Raw genomic sequence first — 18,430 nt, 5'->3', positions numbered from 1 at the left:
CTAGAACCCCAGCTCGCTCAACTCCGCGTGCCCGTCCGGCCTGCGCCCCGATGGCCAGTGGTATCTGCGCTCCGCTTCCGCGATCGGCTTGTCGTTGATGCTGGCGTGGCGATTGACCATCAGGCCGTCCGCGTTGAACTCCCAGTTCTCGTTGCCGTAGCTGCGATACCACTGGCCCGCATCGTCGTGCCACTCATAGGCGAAGCGCACCGCGATGCGGTTGCCTTCGAATGCCCACAATTCCTTGATCAACCGGTAATCCAGCTCGCGATCCCACTTGCGCCGCAGGAACGCCTTCACCGCCTCGCGGCCGTCGAGGAACTCCGCGCGGTTGCGCCAATGCGTGTCTTCCGTATAGACCAGCGCGACGCGCTCGGGGTCGCGGGTGTTCCAGGCGTCCTCGGCGAGGCGCACCTTTTGTCGGGCGGTTTCGAGGGTGAACGGAGGAAGGGGCGGGCGGGTAGTCATGGGGCACCTCGACGGATGGCGATAGAGAGGAGTGGGCCATCGATTATGCCGCCGTTATGCCACTACCAGGCATCTCACCGATGCGGCGAGCCCTCGCTCACCTCTAAGCAATAGATGTTCCCTGGCTGATTCATCCGCTGATTCGTCGATCCATTGGACAGGCAGGTCGACGCGCGGCAATCGTTCCATGGATATTCCGGCGCTTCCCGTCGTCGTTCCCCACGTCCGCTGCTCCCAAAATTTCAGACACTTCTGATTGATTATTCGGACGAGATTGCGAAGTGAACGTCGTCGCATGTGCAACTACTTCCGCAGGGCGGCCGGCTGTGATTTAGTTCACGTCGTTGCGGCCGCGCAGGGAGCGGTTCCGCCGATGGGGCGAGCACCGCGCGCGGGCGCCGACATCACGTCATCGTCACGCCTGCGTCGCGTCCGTCACGCTGACATGTGGTGCATGGGAGCCGGTCTCGTTGGCAAGGATTCACCATGCAAGGTGTTGCCTGTCACCTATCAGCCTCAAGGAGCCATGGCCTGCGATGGACAAACTCGAGACCTTGATCGATCTGCTCACCCGCGGCGGGCTGGAGCACGCCGAACTGGCACGCCGCGTCAGCGGCGTGCGCGAAGCGGACAAGGATGCCGAGCTGGCCTGGCTGCGCGATGAAGGCCAGCCGCGCCTGATGCAGGCCGCGCTGCTGCTGTGCCTGAAGGATGTCCTGCGCACCAGCGTACAGCTCGATGTGCTGCACGAGCGCATCAGCGACGGCCTCGACGAACCGCTGCCGCCGTTCCCCAGCGACCGCAGGGATTTCTGGTCCGACGATTACTTCGAATGGCTGGACGAGATCGTCGCCGCGCGCGGGCTGGAAGTGATGATGCTGCCGGACAGCTTCGAGGACAGGCTCGTGGCGGTGGTGGTACGGCGCGCGGATACTCAGCGCATCCTGGTGCTGGCCGACGCGCTGAAGCTGATCGTGGAGAAGTCGACGCAACGCCGCTACGCCTGAGGCGCCACGCGTCAGGTCCCCGTAGGGAAGCGCCGGACGAACCTCGTCATGCACATCGTGCGGGAACCGATGTCACGCGCCAGTGGTCCATCTGCGTCGAGCCACGCCTGCCCAATGAAGGAGGCCATGGCTTCGCCGTTGGCGCGATCTCCTGCGACGCCGGTCAACAAAGCGGCGATCGCTTGCGAGCAGACTGCGCCGTCCGCGCATGGGCACTCCGGCTGCGATGTTTCGTCCGGGTGAGCAGCGCGGCGCCCGTCTGTTCCGACGTCCCCATCCGCACCCTACGGAGATCTGCATGAAGCATGCCCCCGCATGGAAGTTCGCTCCCGTGTTCTGCGCCGTGCTCGCCGCCTTGCCCTATGCGCAGGCTCGCGCCGACGGCCACACCTATTACGTCGCCACCAACGGCAACGACAGCGCCGCCGGTACGCTGGATGCGCCCTGGCGCAGCATCGGCCGCGCCGCGCGCGGCGTGATGCCGGGCGACAGCGTGTACGTGCGCGGCGGCACCTATAACGAAACGATCGACGTCAACACCTCGGGCTCGGCCGCGGCCGGTCCGATCGTGTTCGCCAGCTATCCGGGCGAAAAAGCCGCGGTCAGCGGCGCAGGCCTTGCCGTGCCGGCCAATGCGATGCGCGGGCTGTGGAACCTCAACAATGTCAGCTACGTGACGGTGCAGGGTTTCGACATCGGCAACTACAGCACGTCGAGCACCTCGGCCACGCCGGTGGGCATCTACCTCAACGGCGGCGGCACCCAGGTCAATATCCTCGGCAACCGCGTGCACGACATCGCCAACCGGATCGAGAGCTGCCCCAACGGTAACGCGTTCGGCATCGAGGTCTATGCCAACGACGCGGCCCATTCGATCAACCACCTGACCATCAGCGGCAATGAGGTCGATCACCTGCGCACCGGCTGCAGCGAATCGCTGTCGCTCACCGGCAATGTGGAGCAGTGGACGATCAGCAACAATGTGGTGCACGACAACGACAATATCGGCATCGCGGCGCTGGGCTTCGAGAGCATGTCCGGCCGCAACGGCGGCAGCTTCCAGAGCCAGGCGCGCGACGGCGTGATCAGCGGCAACTCGGTGTACAACATCAGTTCGGAAGGCAACGCCGCGTATCCGGCGGGCGACTTCTCCGCCGACGGCATCTACGTCGAGGGCGGCACCCGCGTGACCATCGAGCGCAACCTGGTCAACCGGGCCGACGTGGGCATCGAGCTGGCCAGCGAGACCAAGGGCAAGTTCACCAGCGACGTCATCGCGCGCAATAACCTGGTGATGTTTTCCAATATCACCGGTATTTCCATCGGCGGGGCGGCATCCGGCAACGGCGGCACGCAGAACGCCACCATCGTCAACAACACACTGTTCCGCAACGACCAGCAGGCCAGCGGCAGCGGCGAGTTCCAGATCCAGTTCCACGCCAGCGGCACGGTGTTCGAGAACAACCTGCTGTACGCCACCACGGACGGCCTGCTGGTGAACTTCTGGCCGAAGACGACGAACAACGCCGGCTATGCCAACCCGGGCACGCTCGAGCACAACCTGTATTTCGCCGACGGCGGCGTGGGGAATGCCAACTGGGTGTGGCTGGGCAAGAGCTATACCGGCATCGCCGGATATCGCACGGCCAGCGGGGCGGACAAGCTCACCATGCTGGTCAACCCGATGTTCGCGAGTTTAACCATGCCCGATCTGCACGTGGGCAGCGGCTCGGCAGCGCGCGGCGCCGGCGTGGTGCTGCCGGCGTCGACGGTGGGTACGGTGGATTTCGATGGGCAGCCGCGTTTGAGCGGGGCGGGGAAGATCGATATCGGTGCTTACCAGCAACCTTGACGGCCCGACGTAGGTTGGGGTGAGCCAAAGGCGAACCCCAACAGGCGCGGCACCTCGCCGCTCTGTTGGGGTTCGCTGCGCTCACCCCAACCTACCTCGGTGGAAGGGCTTCAACCCTGCTTCACCGTATTCGCCGGCACAAACGTATACCCCATCCCCTGCAAGCCCTGCACGATCTGCTTGAGGTAATTGATGTTGACGTAGGGATGGAAGAAGAAGCTCTGCACGCTGTCCTGCACCACCGTGTTGGCGTTGGCGCTGGCCAGGATGTCCGCCGGCAAGCGCGGCGGGTTGTTGTTGAACGCTTCGGTTTCCACGTTGCCCAGCTGCTCGCCGATCACCACGCTGCCGTAGATGTCGCGCACCAGGTAGGGGAAGAACTGGCCGTAGATCCTGGTGTAGTCCGGCGTGCCCGTGCCGCAGGCGCCGTTCGGGCACCAGCCGCCCGCATACAGGCCGCGGTCGTAGCGTGCGGAGAACATGCTGTTGATGACTTTGTAGTCTGTCGCCGAGGCCGCGTAGTGCGGCGGCTCGAAGATGGTCGGCGCCAGGAAGCCGGCGGCGGCGAAGTCCATCAGGCCCTTGACGATGCGACCCTGGGTCCAGAGCGCGGAATCCTCGGCCGGCGGCGTATCGTAGATGACGTAGTTGTCGGCGTTGATGTGCGCGCGGAAAAACTCGAAATCGTCCGCCGACACGCCGCTGTAGGGATTGGGCACGTTGGAGTACTGATGCGTATAGCCATGCATCAGGATGGTGCCGCCCTTGGACTGCATGTATTTCAGCGCACTGACCACGTTGCGCGCCTGCGACAGGTGGATCGCCTGCGGCACGCCGTTGCTGTAGTAGCCCTTGGGGTCCAGGTAGTAGGGGATCACCGCCACCGTGAACGGCACGCCCTTGCTGAACAGATAATCGGCGATCGCCCGCAGCGCGGCCGGATCGTCGGTGGCGTTGACGTCCTCGATGCGCACCAGCGCCCGCTTGCGCGCCGGCATCGACGGATTGGAGACCTTGCCGATCAGGTCGGCGGCGATCAGGTAGCGATCGTTCATGCCGATATAGCTGAAGGGAATCTCGCCGATATAGGTCAGGTTCGCACCCTTGGTCGCCCAGTTCACCGTGCCGCCGGTGTCGTTGGTCGCCACGGCCACGGCGGTCGCCTTGGCCGGATCGACGATGGCGGTCTGCAGCAGGCCGGACGGCACCGCCAGCGCGTTGCGCTGGATCGCCACGCCCTTGTAGCTCACCGTCACTGCATTGCTGAAGTCGAAGAACATCGGCGTGAAGCCGTACTGCGCGCCGAAGTTCGGCGAGCGCGCGGCCAGCTGCCAGATGTTGTCGTTCATCCACAGCACTGGCTTGGTGGTGGCGAGCACGTCGTCGAGCATGGCGGTCGGCAGCGGTTCGTCATACGTCGAACCGACATAGACCAGGCCGGTGTAGTTGTTGAGTTCGCCGGCGGTGTAGGTGGCCGCCGTATGCAGCGTGTACTTGCTGCCGTGCGAGACCAGGTTGGCGGCCATCACCGCATAGGCTTCGCCCAGCCATGCCCATGCGCCGGTGCTGTCGTACAGCACCAGGGTGTTCTGGTTGGCATTGGCGCCCGGCGCGCCGGCGAAGGCGTTGGCCGGTGCGCCGAGCAGGGCACTCAACGACACGTTGCGCTGGACCGGGCCGGACGTGGTGTACGTCGAGGCGGTAAGCGTCGAGGCGGTCTGGATCTTCTTTATCGACGGTGCCGCGACGAACGAGCGCGGCGGCGCCGGCAGCAGGCTCATGCCGCTGTGCTCGGCGGTCTGGGCTTGGACAGGAGAGGTCAAGCCGGCTGCCGTGGTTAACACCAGGGCGGCACTGGCGAGAAGAGACCTCACGACGGAGGGCTTGAGGCGGGACCTGGTCATGGGAGTTCCTCACATGCTGCGATGGAATCGACGCATGCCGGGTATGCCCCGTGCCTGCGCGCATGGCGGAGAACGATTTTCCGAAGCCCAGGTCCCTGTTCCCGAGAGTGGAGAGGCATCGCCCCCAAGTTGAAGCTTACGGGCCGGCAGCGCGCGTTTTTATTGGTCTGTCGAGGTATGGCTTTTAGTCAATCGTCAGGTGCCATCGCGCGACCCCAATATGCGACCCGAACGCAACACCTGATCGCGAGTCGACAACCACCACGCGGACTCCTCAGCCGACTACGTCTATCCGGGCGCCAGGGACCCCGGACGACCGCTCTTCCTCTCCGTTCGCGGGGAGGGCGCGGCGCCGGACATCTGGGCCCAGGAAGACGCGTCGCCATCCTTAGGGGGAAGGAGTCATGCTGGATATCCTGATCATCTGCGGCACCCGCCCGGAAATCATCAAGTTGGCGCCGGTCTACCACGCGCTGCGCAACTGCGGCTGGGCGCGGCCGGTATGGCTGCACACGGGGCAGCACGGCGACATGGCACGGCAGATGCTGGCCTGTTTCGACATCGAGCCGGATATCGAACTGTCACGCGCAGGTGACAGCCTGGCGCAGTTCAGCACCCGCTGCCGCGAGCTGCTGGACGGTGTGATGGCCAGCCGGCCGTGGTCGCTGGTGATGGTGCAGGGCGATACCGAAAGCACCTTCCTGGGCGCGCTGGCCGGCTTCTACCACCACGTGCCGGTGGCGCACGTGGAGGCCGGCCTGCGCACCTACGACCTGTCACGGCCGTTCCCCGAGGAAGGCCTGCGGCAGATGGTCAGCCGCATCGCCAGCTTCCATTTCGCCCCCACCGCGCGCGCCTCGCAGGCGCTGCAGGCGGAGGCGGTGCCGGACGAGCGCGTGTTCATCACCGGCAATACGGTGATCGACGCGCAGCACTGGGTGATGCGGCACCGCCGTATCAAGCGCGGCGGCACCGGGCGCGGGCACCTGCTGGTGACCGCCCATCGCCGCGAGAACTGGGGCAGCGACCTGCGCGAGATCTGCTACGCCATCGCCGACGTGGCCAGCCACCACCCGGAGCTGGACATCTTGTTCCCGGTGCACCTGAACCCGACGGTGAGCAAGCCGGTCCACGCCATCCTCGGCGAGCTGTCCAACGTGCACCTGAGCGGCCCATTCGATTACCTGCGCATGCAGCAGGCGCTGATCGACGCCTGGCTGGTGCTGACCGATTCCGGCGGCCTGCAGGAAGAAGCGCCCACCTTCGGCGTGCCGCTGCTGGTGCTGCGCACCGAGACCGAGCGGCCGGAGGCGATCGAAAGCGGCTGCGCGCGGCTGGCCGGGACGCGACGTGTTTCGATCGTGAAACAGATCGAGGACCTGTGGGAGGACGGCGAGGCCTACGCCGCGATGGCGCGCGCGGGCAATCCGTTCGGCGACGGGCAGGCCAGCGATCGCATCGTGGATCTGCTGCAGGGGGCGCTGGAGGGCGGCGAGCGCCGGCGCGAGGCGGTCTGACGGGGGAGACACTCAGGATGTGGTGGCTGGATGCATTCACGACCTACCTGTACGGCTTGAGCGTGGCCGTATCGGTGATCGCCGTGCTCATGCTGGCGAGCGGCATGGACGATCTGTTCATCGACCTCGTGTACTGGACGCGGCGGACCTGGAAGGCGCTGGTGGTCTACCGCCGGCACGAGCGGACCTATTACCACGAGCTGTACCGGCCGGCGGAGAAGCCGCTGGCCATCATGGTGCCGGCCTGGCACGAGACCGGCGTGATCGGGCACATGGCGGAGCTTGCCGCCAGCACGCTGGACTATGAGAACTACCACATCTTCGTCGGCACCTATCCGAACGACGCCGATACGCAGCGCGACGTGGACGAGGTCAGCGCACGCTTCCCCAACGTGCACAAAGTGGTGTGCGCGCGGCCGGGTCCGACCAGCAAGGCGGACTGCCTCAACAACGTGCTGGATGCGATCCTGCAGTTCGAGCGCCGCGCCAAGCTGAGCTTCGAGGGCTTCATCCTGCACGACGCCGAGGACGTGGTGTGCGCGATGGAGCTGCGCCTGTTCAATTACCTGGTCGGCCGCAAGGACCTGATCCAGATCCCGGTGTATCCGTTCGAGCGGCAGTGGAACAATTTCACCAGCCTGCATTACCTCGACGAATTCGCCGAGCTGCACGGCAAGGACGTGCCGGTGCGCGAGGCGCTGGCCGGCCAGGTGCCCAGCGCCGGCGTCGGCACCTGCTTCAGCCGGCGCGCGGTGCTGGCGCTGCTCGAGGAGGGCAACGGCGTCGCCTTCGACGTGCAGAGCCTGACCGAGGACTACGACATCGGCCTGCGCCTGAAGGCGCGCGGCATGCAGGAGATCTTCGTGCGCTTCCCGGTGCTGCGTTACCGCAGGCATCAGAAGGCGCCGCCGTTCGGGCAGAGCCGGCGCGAATCCAATGTGATCTGCGTGCGCGAGTATTTCCCGGACCGCCTGTCCACCGCGGTACGGCAGAAGTCGCGCTGGATCATCGGCATCGTCTACCAGGGCTACCGCACGCACGGCTGGAAATGGCGGCACGGCCTGGTGCTGAATTATTTCCTGTGGCGCGACCGCAAGGGCGCGATCGCCAACTTCGTCAGCTTCGGCGCGATGCTGGTGCTGACCCAGCTGCTGATCATGCTGCTGGTGCAACAGGTCCTGCCGGGGACGCCGCGCTTCCTGTCGATCTTCGAGGGGCAGCACTGGCTGGATATCGTGCTGTACACCAATGCGGGGTTGATGGCCAACCGCATCCTGCAGCGCGTCGTCTTCGTTTCCTCCTACTACGGCGTGAAGCAGGGCCTGCTGGCGATCCCGCGGCTGCTGTGGAGCAACCTGGTCAACTTCATGGCCAACTGGCGCGCGATCAAGCAGATCCTGCAGACCGGCGATCCGCGCCGCGTGGCCTGGGACAAGACTACCCACGACTTCCCCAGCATCGGCGGCGAGAACCGCGCCAAGCGCTCGCTGGACGAACTGCTGGTGACCCAGGGCGCGCTGACCGAGGCGCGGCTGCGCGAGGCGCGCGCGCATCCGATCGAGGGCTTGCATGCGGGCAGCACGCTGGTCCATCAGGGCGTGATCACCGCGGAGCAGTTGGCCCAGCCGATCGCCGAGCAGGCAGGCGTGGCCTGCGAGCCGGTGGATGCGAATACCTTGAACGGCGAACTGGTCAATGCGCTGCCGATGGCGGTGGCGCTGCAGTACGCGGTACTGCCGCTGCGCGTGGACGGCGGCACGCTGGTGCTGGCGAGCGAGTCGTATATCGACCCGGTGTCGCTGGCGGCGATCGCGCGCAAGCTCGATCGGCCGGTGCGTTACGTGGTGGCGCACAAAGGCCAGGTCACGGTCGGGCTGCGCCGCTGGTACGTCAAGTCGGACGAGCACGATCCGCGCGGCCTGCTGGATGCGGCGACGCGCAGCGGACGCATCGGCGCCGAGCGCGGGCGGATGCTGTGGGACAGTTATGTATCCCGGCAGGTGATGCTGGGCGAGATCCTGGTGGCGCAGGGGCACCTGGATGAAGTGGCATTCAAGGCATTGCTGTTGAGCCATGCGCGCAGCGGACAGCCGCTGGGCGAATTCCTGGTGGCGCAAGGCGTCATCGCACAGGACACGCTCGACCGCCTGCTGGCCCTGCAATCGGCGCTGCAGCCGAGCATCGCGTCGCTCCTGAAGACGGAGGCGCTGCCCCCGGTGCAGCTGATCAAGCAGTGGACGGAGCGCGTGGCATGAAACGCCCATGGCCGACTCGTTGCGCGGCCGCGCTGTTCGCGATGGCACCGGCCTTGCCGCTCTGCGCGGCGGGCCAGCAGCCCGACAGCGCCAGCCGTTACCAGCAATTCCTGTTGTATCCCCACCGCCAGGCCGGCTTCGCCGCGCTGCGCGCCAACGACGAGCGCACCGCGCTGGCCGAGTTCGAGCGTGCCCGCGCGCTGGCGCCCAGGAGCATCGATACCGCACTGGACCTGGCCGAGGCGTACCGCCATTTCGGCCATGCCGACAAGGCGCGCACGGTGCTCGACGACCAGCGCCGCTATACGCCGGCCGATCCGCGCCTGCGCGCGCCGCCGCCGGCGGAGGCGGCGGTCGACTGCAAGGTCGACAACCGGCCGGTGTGCCGCGCGCAGCGTGGCTTCGACGCGCTGCAGGCGGGCCAGCTCGAGCGCACCCAGGCGGAACTGGCCGCGGCCGATTTCGCCAGGTCGCCCGAAGGCCTGGCCCTGCGCCGCGCGCTGGTGCAGCGCTCGATCTACCTGGGCGACCGCGTGCGCGCCGGCGAGCAGCTGGCGGCGCTGGACGCGCTGGGGCAGCTCGGGCCGGACGAACGCGCGCAATGGTTCAACCTGCTGCTGCTGCAAGGCAAGCCGCTGGAAGCGCGCGACCTGCAGGCACGCGGTGGCCTGGGCACGCCGGCGCAGGACCTGGCGGTGGCGCTGGGCCTGTCCGCCGCGGGCGAGCGCAAGGCGCTGGCCGATTACCTCGCCGTGCACCAGCCGGCCTTCGACGACGAGAAGGACGAGCGGCAATGGGTGAACCTGCTGGCGCAGGTGGGACGCACGCGGCCGGAGCTGCTCGACCTGTATGAAGCGCGCTTCCCGGCCAATGCCGCATGGCAGGCGCGCTCGTCGCTGCCGCTGGCCATCGCGCGCCACGACGACGGCGCCGCGCAGCGGCTGCTGGCGCGCCTGCCGAAGGACAGCTATCGCGAAGAGCGCTTCTCGCTGGCCCTTGCGCAAGGGCGCTACACGGATGCGCGCGAGCAGGCCGAGGCACTGGTGGCACAGCCGGACGGGCATCGCCTGCTCGATCCTTTGAGTTACCGCCTGATGGACGCCGGCGCGCCGGACCAGGCGCAGCGGCTGCTGCTGGCCTCGTATCCATTTGGCGGCAATCCGCAGGCCGGCACCTTGTTCGCGCGTCTGGCGGTGCTGGCGGCGAAGCAGGCCGCGGCATTCTCCGCGGCGGACCGCGCGCAGCTGGCGCGCCCGCTCGAAAGCGTGCCGCTGCGCATCGCCCAGGTGCCGATCCTGGCGGCGCTGCGTGACTGCGACGGCATCCGCCAGGTGATGTCGGATCTCTCGCCGGACTATCCGGCGGAACTGTGGCGGCAACTGGGCGACTGCTACGGCAACGAGCGTCCCGGCCTGGCCGAATACGCCTACGCGGAAGCGAACAAGCGCAAGCCCGACCCCGACACCACCCGCGCGCTGGCCTACCAGGCCTACGGCGCACGCGACTACGCCACGGCCTTGCAGGCCTGGCGCGCGGTGCCGGTGGAACACATGAAGCCGGACGACCTGCTGGCCGCCGCCACCACCGCGATGAGCGCGGAGCAGCCCGGTGTCGCGCGCGCCTGGCTGGACAGCTACGCGGCGCAGGGCGGGCGGCAGGACCATGCCTACTGGTGGTTGCGCGCGCAGGCCGACGAGCCGCGCGATGCGGCGCTGGCGCGCACCGACCTGGAAAACGCCATCGCCCAGCATCCGGATGCGCGCTACTACCAGCGCCTTGCCGCGCTGCAGACCCAGGCCGGCGAAGCGCGGCCGGCGCTGACTTCGCTGCAGCGCGCCGCCGTGCTGGCGCCGGAGGACGACAAGCTGGCCGCGCAGCTCGGCTATGCCTACCTGCAGAACGATGCGCCGGAGCAGGCCGTGGTGCAGTTCGAGCGTGCGCACCGCGCCAACCCCGACGATCCAAAACTTACCTGGCAGTTGCTGTACGTGCACCAGAAGCTGGGCGATAACGTGCAGGCGCGCAGCTATGCCGCACAGGCGATCGACCAGCTCGACGCCGGCGGCACCGGCGCCGCGGTCGCCGACAGCGCCGCGCAGGACGAAGGCCAGCAGCGCTTCGAGCTGCGCCGGCTGCACGAGGATCTCGGGCGCAAGTGGCGCTTCAATGCCGACATGACCCTGGGCGATACGGTGTCCTCGGCGGCGAACGCGGCCAATCCAGGCCAGTCGTATCGCAGCTATTTCCAGCTGGAGGGGCAATACCGCTTCGACCCGCCCTGGGCCGGCGCGGACATCAATACGCTGGCCGCCTATGCGCGCCTGTTCGCTGGCAGCGGCAGCGGCGGTTCGGTATGGCCGATCCACAGCTGGATGCTGGGCGTGGGCGTGCACTGGAAACCGCTGACCACGCAGAACATCGTGCTGTCGGCGGAGCAGCAGACGCCGGTGGGCGGCAGCCGCTTCACCCGCAACGACACCATGCTGCGTGCGGCCGGCTCGTGGTCGTTCGGCCCGCATCTCAACGACGACTGGCATGCGGCCGGCCACGGCTGGTGGTCGCAGAATTTCTATGTGGACGTGGCACGTTACCTGCGCGCCAAGCAGACGGTGCTGACCGCCGATTACCAGCTCGGCTGGCACCACAAGCTGGCCGACGGGCAGTCGATCGAGCCGTATGCGCGAGTGCAGTTTACCGGCATCGATCGCAACCGGGGCAGCTTCCAGCGCGACGGCCGCGTGGGCCTTGGCGTGCAGTGGAACCTGTGGTTCGGCGAGACGCGCTACGACGCGTATCCGCATCGCTTCAGCGTGGCGGTGGAAGGGCAGCATGCCTTCACCAGCTATCTGCGCGAGAAGAACGCAGTGTTCCTGATCGTGAGGACCGCGTGGTGAGGCGCGCGCGGCGGTGGTGTCTGGTCGCGGCGCTGCTGCTGGCGCCGTGGCTGGCGCAGGCGACGACAGCGGTGTTCTACCAGCCGCAGACGCGCGACCGCGAGTTGGCGGTCGCGCAGTGGCCGGGGTGGTTTGCGCAGTTGCGTGCGCGCGGCTTCGACACCCTGGTGGTGCAGTGGACGCAGTATGGCGATGCCTTCGCCGATCCGGCGGGGCATGCATGGCTGTTGCAGCGGGTTCGCGAGGCGCGCGCCGCCGGGTTGCGCATCGTGCTGGGGCTGCACAGCGATCCGGCGTTCTTCCAGCGCCAGGAAATGCCGGCAACGGCACTGGACGACTACCTGCGTACACTGGCCCGCCAGGATGCCGAGGCGGCGCGCCGTTGGAGCGGTGAGCTGGGCGAGGATGCCATCGCCGGCTGGTACCTGCCGATGGAGATCGACGACCGGCGCTGGCGCGAACCCGAGGCGCGCGAGGTGCTGCGCGATTATCTGGCGCTGGAGCGGCGGCAGCTGGATCGGGTGGCGGCGCGGCCGGTATATGTCAGCACGTTCTTTGCCGGGCATATGGCGCCGGCGGCGTATGCGCAGCTGGTGGCGGATGTGCGCGACAGTGGCGTGCGGGCGTGGGTGCAGGATGGGGCGGGCACCGGGCGTTTGAGTCGCGGGGAGAGTGCGGTGTATCTGGCGGCGGTGCTGTCGTGCGATCAGAAGGCTGCGGCTGGCGTGGTGTACGAGGTGTTTCGGCAGACCGGCAGCGATGCGGCATTCAAGGCGGAGTCGCTGGATGGGCGCGAGGCGGATGCGGCGCTGTTGCAGCGTGCGCCTTGCGGCGATACGGCGTTCTTCGAGTTGCGGTATTTGCCCGAGATGCAAGCGCTGCGGCGCGAATGAAAAAACGCCTCCTCGCGGAGGCGTTTTTCGTTGCGGCGCAGGTTGGGGTGAGCCAACGGCGAACCCCGACGTTGCGATGCGCCTGATCGTCGCGCATGTCGGGGTTCGCTGTGCTCACCCCAACCTACGGTAGGCCTGCGGCCTTACTGCGGCACCTTCAGCGTCGAGATCGTCTGGTTCAGGGTACCCCAGTACGTCTTGGTGTACGGCACCATCTGCTCGGCGTAGTTCCACCAGAACACGCCACCGATGAAGCGCGGATCCTTCATCGTGTTGACCATCGGGTAGTAGGTCTTGATCAGGTTGGTCTGCACGGTGGTCGGCGCGCTCAGGCTCGAGGTGCCGATCTCGCCGAAGCCCACCTTGGCGTTCGGGAAGATGCCTTCCAGCGCGGTGAAGTCGCTGGTCCACGACGGCGACAACCCGGGGCAGTCCTGGTAGGGGTAGTAGCTGAACAGCGCGTAGTCGGTGTTCTGGCGCACGCTCAGCGGCAGGAAGGTGGTCGGCCAGGTCTTCCAGTTGTCGACCGGCTTCTCCCAGCAGTTGGTGCCCTTGCTGTCGTCGTTGTAGTACAGCGTGATGGCGGTCTTGCCACCGGCAGCCTTTACGATCTGGTGGGCCGCGGCGACCATCTGGCCGATCTGCGTTTCCTGCGAGTTGACCACTGTGTTGCTGCCGTTCGGGTTCGGACGCAGCCACTCGCCGTTGATCTCGTTGGCGATCTCCCACACGTCGACCAGGCCGTTGAGCTTGCCCACCAGTTCCTTGGTGCGCGCGGTGTAGGTATTGATGTCGGTCGGGAAGTAATACGAGTCCATGATCTCGCCCATCGTGTAAGCCACGGTGTGCAGCTTGACCAGGGCGGCGTAGTAGTCGGCGGTGCTGGTGTCCGGATCGAACACCACGCGCACCGTCGGACGGTACGGCAGTTTGCTGAGCGAGGTAACGATGGCGTTGATGTTGGAGATGTCGTCGACCGTCACGCCGTAGATCGGGGCCTTGATGGTGGTGGCGGCCTGGGCATGCACGTCGGACGACAGCGGCGCCGAGCCGGCATACAGCGCGGCAGAGGCGAGGAGCGAAGCAAGGAAGGTCTTGGTAGCGGTCTTGTTCATTGAGTTTGATTAATTCGCTTGCGTGGGCGATCCGTTCCCCCGGTGAGCCGCGGCGAAAAAAAGGCCGCAGCAATACATCGGTCGCCCCCGAAAGTCGGGCGGCCGGGCTTGAGTCGTGCGTTCCGCGCACTGATGAAGGTCGTCCGTACAACGCAACCCCCAGCCCCTGGGCTCGATGGCCAAGAGGAAGGCGACGAAAGTCGACGCTGGGAGTGCCGGCGAAACGGCAGGAACCACCAGGAGCCCGTCACGGAAAAACCCCTTCCGCGCGGCTCCGCCCGTCCTGGAGAGCGGGCCGGACCGTAACACCCGGGAGACAACGCACCGGGCTTCGCTGACGTGAAAATTCTAGTCGCTGATTTTCACAAGTGATGAAAATTTGGTTAGCATGAACGATATGGATCGAGTCAAAGCATTCAATCTATGTCCAGGACTGTCGCCGGCCTTACATTGATGCGGCTAGTGCACGATCTTTCAGTCACTTGCGTGAACATGCGTGAAGTCACTGTATCGCGCATGTGACACGCGATCCGTTCATGTTACGTCACCCTGTGACACCTCTCCGCCATAAGCTGTGAGCCGCGCTTGTGCGCTGTATCACGCTCGGAAAAAACACAAGCGCCAATCCCGGAAATCGCAATGCGCTCTTGCCGAAGATGCGCTTCGGCACTCGAGCCGATCCCGTGGAGAGGAAGCGATGGCGTTGCGCGCTTGGATGGTGGCGTTGGGATGTTGCATGTCCTGGGGGATAACCGGTGTTGCGTTCGCGGCAACCGCCACCGCACAGGTAACCGTGCAGGTGGATCGACCGGGTGCGGTGATCCATCGCGAAATCTACGGCCAGTTCGCCGAGCAGCTCGGACGCGGCATCGACGAGGGCATCTGGGTCGGCGAAGGCTCGCCGATTGCCAATGTGCATGGTTTCCGCAAGGACGTGGTCGATGCGCTCAAAGCCATCCACGTGCCGGTGATCCGCTGGCCGGGCGGCTGCTATGCCGACGAATATCGCTGGCGCGACGGCATCGGCCCGCGCGCAAAGCGGCCGGTGCGCGCCAACTACTCCTGGGGCGGCGAAGAGCACAATGCCGTCGGCACGCACGAGTTCATGGACTTCGCCGAACTGGTCGGCGCGCAGGCCTACCTCGCCGCCAACATGGGCACCGGCTCGCCGCGCGAGATGAGCGACTGGCTGGAATACCTCACCGGCGACGGCCAGACCGACCTGGCGCGCGAGCGCCGTGCGAACGGCCGCGCGAAACCCTGGAAGGTCGCCTATCTCGGCATCGGCAACGAGAGCTGGGGTTGCGGCGGTCATATGCGCGGCGTGTACTATGCCGACCAGTACCGGCAGTACGCCACCTTTGCGCGGGCGCTGGGCGGCCAGACGCTGGTGAAGGTCGCCAGCGGCGCCAATGCCGACGACTACGCCTGGACCGAAGCGGTGATGGCCGGTGCGGCGGAGCAGATCGACGCCTTCGGCGTGCACTACTACACGCTGCCCAGCGGCGACTGGAAGCACAAGGGTTCCGCGGTGGCGTTCGGCGAAGACGCGTGGATCGCCACATTGAAGGCCGCGCTGCACATCGACGAACTGATCGCGCGCCACAGCGCGATCATGGACAAGTACGACCCGGCCAGGCGCATCACCCTGGCGGTGGACGAATGGGGCACCTGGTACGACACCGAGCCCGGCGCTTCGGCGCTGTACCAGCAGAACAGCCTGCGCGATGCGATGGTGGCGGCGGTCACGCTGGGGATCTTCCATGCGCACGCCGAGCGCGTGCGCATGGCCAATATCGCGCAGATGGTGAATGTGCTGCAGGCGATGATCCTCACCGACAAGGGGCGGATGGTGCTGACGCCGACCTATCACGTGTTCGACCTGTACCAGGTGTTCCAGGACGCGACGTCGCTGCCGGCGCAGGTGCGCGCCGACGACTACGTGCATGACGGCGTGCGCGTGCCGGGCTTGTTCGCCACGGCGGCGCGTGGAACGGATGGCGCGGTGCATGTGGCACTGGTCAATCCCGATCCGACCCGGGCGTTGCGGGTGGCGCTCGCGCTGCCGGGATGGAAGGCCGGCAAAGTGAGCGGCCGGGTGTTGAGTGCGCCGAAGATCGATGCGATCAACACCTTCGAGCGGCCGGATGCGGTCAAGCCGGTGGCGTTCGATGGCGCGACGGTTGGCAGCGATGGCGTTGTCGCGGTGTCGATGCCGGCGAAGGCGATCGTGGTGCTGGAGTTGCGCTAGGGCGATTCGCGCTTGCGCGATCTGGCTCGTCATCCCGGCGCAGGCCGGGATCCAGTAGCGTCATGGTCGGATTTTCGCGTAAGGCAAAAGCGTCGCCTTTCAGCGCTCATGGTTTCATGCAGCGTGTCGTTACTGGATCCCGGCCTGCGCCGGGATGACGGCTTTGTCAGGCTTCGGCGAGCGTCGTTCCAATGTTTGCCGACACATGCGCTGGAAACACGACGGTGACGCCGAAGCCCCCGCCATCCAGGCCTTCGTGGATCTCGATCGCCGCCGCATGCGACTGCGCAATCCGCGCCACCAGCGACAGGCCGATGCCGCTGCCGCGTTCGTTGCTCCCGGCCACGCGATAGAACCGATCGAAGATGCGCGGCCGATCCTCCTCCGTCACCCCCGGTCCGTTGTCCTGCACCTGCAGCTGCACCGCTGCCGCGACGCGCCGGCAACGTACCGCCACGCGCCCGCCCGGCGGCGTGTAGCGCAGCGCGTTGTCGAGCAGGTTGCCGATCAGGATGCCCAGTTCGTCCACGTTGCCCTCGATCGGGCTGGGGCAGGTGTCCAGCGTGATGGACTGATGCTTGGCCGCCGCGATGGTTTCGAACTCGCGCGTCAGCATCGCCACCAGGTCGGCCAGTTCCAGCGGCACGCGCTCGCTGCTCGGGCGATCGGCCTCGAGCCGGGCCGAATCCAGCAGCTGCTGCGATAGCCGTGCGCTGCGCTCCACGCCTTTCACCAGTTGGCGCAGCGGCGCCTGCGCTTCCTCCAGGCTGCGCGAACGCAAGGCCACCTGCGCATGGGTCAGCAGGGCTGCCAAGGGCGTGCGCAACTCGTGCGCGGCCTCGGCCAGGAACTGGCGCTCGTGGTGCATCGCGCGGTCCAGCCGGGCCAGCATGCGGTTGAAGGATTCGACCAGCGGGCGGACTTCGTTGGGCAGGTCGTGGTCGGGCAGGGGTGTGAGGTCCAGCGTATCGCGTGCGGTGATGGCCTGGCGGATGCGGGTGATCGGGCGCAGCGACCAGTACAGCACGCGCTGGATCGCCACCGCGAGCACCAGCAGGAGCAGGGCAGTGGTGATCAGGCCGATGCGCACTCCCTGGCGCAGTTCGGCGGCGAGGTCGGCGGTGGGCTTGCCGACCTGCACCTGCACTTCGCCGCGCGCATCGGTGATGGCGAAGATGCGCCATTCCTCGCCGTCGATCGTGCGGGTGACGAAGCCGTCCAGGAAATCCGGGCGCAGCGGCACGCGGAACGGATCGAGCGAATGCACCACCAAATGGTGCCGGTCCTTGATCCACACCTGGAAGATCAGGCGACCCAGCTTGCCGCGGTGCTCCGGCGGCGGCGCGGTGTGGGCCGGCAGGCGCAGGTTGGAGTTGCCGTCGAGGCGACTGACATCGGCCGGCATCGAGACCAGGATCTCGCGCCCGATGTCATTGAGGTTGCTGTCCCACAGGCCGGTGCGCTCCTTCGAAAAGCGTACGCCCAGGCAGGTGAGGGTGATGCCCCAGGCGACCACGAAGATCGCCAGCATCACGATGAACAGCCGCCGGCGCAGCGAGCGTATGCGCAGCGCCATCAGCGTTCCTCGCCCAAGCGGTAGCCGTAGCCGTGCACGGTGGCGATCACGTCGTCGCCGAGCTTGCGGCGCAGCTGGTGCACATAGACCGCGATGGTGTTGCTTTCGATCGCGCCCTGGCCGCCGTAGACCAGGTCTTCCAGCAGGTCGCGCGCCACCGCGCGGCCCTGGCGTTCCATCAGCGCCAGCAGGGTGCGGTATTCGTGCGCGGCCAGGCGCACCGGTTCGCCGTCGCGGGTGACGGTGCGGCGCGCCGGATCGAGCGCGATGCCTCTCCAGTTCAGCACGGGCGCGACGCGGCCTTCGCTGCGCCGGATCACCGCGCGCAGGCGCGCCAGCAGTTCGTCGATCTGGAACGGCTTGACCAGGTAGTCGTCGGCGCCGGCATCGAGGCCGCGGATGCGCTCGCCCAGCTGGTCGCGCGCGGTGATGATCAGCGCCGGCGTGGTGTCGTAGCGCTCGCGCATGCTGCGCAGCACGTCCAGGCCGGAGCCGCGCGGCAGGCCCAGGTCGAGCAGGGCCGCCGTGTAGGCGTGGTCGGTGAGCGCGATGCGCGCCGCGGCGGCGTCGTGCGCGCAGTCCACGTGCCAGCCGTCCTGGCGCAGGGCCGCGGCGATGGCGTCGGCCAGCATGCGGTCGTCTTCGACTAGCAGGATATTGGGCAAGGTCCCCTCGCGGCCCGGCAGGGCGTGTCGTCA

General features: G+C 66.9%; 12 protein-coding genes. 7 read left to right on the top strand and 5 right to left on the bottom strand.

From position 1 onward, the window contains the following. Window positions 1-468 (bottom strand): nuclear transport factor 2 family protein, encoded by a 468-nt coding sequence (locus tag BM172_RS05325; protein ID WP_026636375.1) that lies wholly within the window; start codon window positions 466-468, stop codon window positions 1-3. Window positions 469-1,004: 536 nt separating this feature from the next. Between BM172_RS05325 and BM172_RS05320 the strand changes: the two genes are divergently transcribed. After that, window positions 1,005-1,475 (top strand): hypothetical protein, encoded by a 471-nt coding sequence (locus BM172_RS05320; protein ID WP_051548969.1) that lies wholly within the window; start codon window positions 1,005-1,007, stop codon window positions 1,473-1,475. A gap of 298 nt (window positions 1,476-1,773) precedes the next feature. Further along, on the top strand, window positions 1,774-3,327 hold the full coding sequence (locus tag BM172_RS05315; RefSeq protein WP_051548970.1) for a DUF1565 domain-containing protein: 1,554 nt from the start codon (window positions 1,774-1,776) through the stop codon (window positions 3,325-3,327). Window positions 3,328-3,437: 110 nt separating this feature from the next. On the opposite strand, the gene BM172_RS05310 is transcribed toward BM172_RS05315, so the two are convergent. Next, window positions 3,438-5,150 carry a DUF2334 domain-containing protein gene (locus BM172_RS05310; protein WP_197022884.1) on the bottom strand — a complete coding sequence of 571 codons (1,713 nt, stop codon included), beginning with the start codon at window positions 5,148-5,150 and terminating at the stop codon, window positions 3,438-3,440. 485 nt (window positions 5,151-5,635) lie between these two features. Between BM172_RS05310 and wecB the strand changes: the two genes are divergently transcribed. From wecB to BM172_RS05290, 4 genes are read left to right on the top strand one after another with little or no spacing between them, the layout of a single operon-like run. After that, window positions 5,636-6,748, top strand: a complete 1,113-nt coding sequence (gene wecB / locus BM172_RS05305; protein WP_051548972.1) for a non-hydrolyzing UDP-N-acetylglucosamine 2-epimerase — start codon at window positions 5,636-5,638, stop codon at window positions 6,746-6,748. A 17-nt stretch (window positions 6,749-6,765) separates the two neighbouring features. After that, the gene (locus tag BM172_RS05300; protein ID WP_035323795.1) at window positions 6,766-9,003 is read left to right on the top strand and encodes a glycosyl transferase family protein; all 2,238 of its coding nucleotides are present in this window, start codon (window positions 6,766-6,768) and stop codon (window positions 9,001-9,003) included. Further along, on the top strand, window positions 9,000-11,897 hold the full coding sequence (locus BM172_RS05295; RefSeq protein ID WP_026636378.1) for an NfrA family protein: 2,898 nt from the start codon (window positions 9,000-9,002) through the stop codon (window positions 11,895-11,897). The genes BM172_RS05300 and BM172_RS05295 overlap by 4 nt, the downstream gene beginning before the upstream one ends. Continuing rightward, window positions 11,894-12,790: a DUF4434 domain-containing protein gene (locus BM172_RS05290; RefSeq protein WP_035323799.1), complete on the top strand. Its 897-nt coding sequence runs from the start codon at window positions 11,894-11,896 to the stop codon at window positions 12,788-12,790. The genes BM172_RS05295 and BM172_RS05290 overlap by 4 nt, the downstream gene beginning before the upstream one ends. A gap of 143 nt (window positions 12,791-12,933) precedes the next feature. Here BM172_RS05290 and BM172_RS05285 read toward each other — a convergent pair whose 3' ends face one another. Then, window positions 12,934-13,905, bottom strand: coding sequence for a hypothetical protein (locus BM172_RS05285; protein WP_026636380.1), 972 nt, complete (start codon window positions 13,903-13,905; stop codon window positions 12,934-12,936). 736 nt (window positions 13,906-14,641) lie between these two features. On the opposite strand from BM172_RS05285, the gene BM172_RS05280 reads away from it, so the two are divergent. After that, the gene (locus BM172_RS05280) at window positions 14,642-16,156 is read left to right on the top strand and encodes an alpha-N-arabinofuranosidase (protein WP_035323800.1); all 1,515 of its coding nucleotides are present in this window, start codon (window positions 14,642-14,644) and stop codon (window positions 16,154-16,156) included. A 166-nt stretch (window positions 16,157-16,322) separates the two neighbouring features. Here BM172_RS05280 and BM172_RS05275 read toward each other — a convergent pair whose 3' ends face one another. Together BM172_RS05275 and BM172_RS05270 are read right to left on the bottom strand one after the other, a co-directional pair. After that, a complete protein-coding gene (locus BM172_RS05275; RefSeq protein WP_051548974.1) occupies window positions 16,323-17,732 on the bottom strand; it encodes a HAMP domain-containing sensor histidine kinase in 1,410 nt (469 codons plus the stop codon). After that, entirely contained in the window at window positions 17,732-18,397 is a 666-nt protein-coding gene (locus tag BM172_RS05270) for a response regulator transcription factor (RefSeq protein WP_090423545.1), read from the bottom strand. Before BM172_RS05270 ends, BM172_RS05275 begins: the two co-directional genes overlap by 1 nt. Window positions 18,398-18,430: the final 33 nt, after the last annotated feature.

Source organism: Dyella marensis, assembly GCF_900112865.1.
Classification (GTDB): Bacteria; Pseudomonadota; Gammaproteobacteria; order Xanthomonadales; family Rhodanobacteraceae; genus Dyella_D; species Dyella_D marensis_A.
The sequence above is the reverse complement of the archived record's forward strand: the minus strand, read 5'-3'. Positions and strand labels throughout refer to the sequence as shown.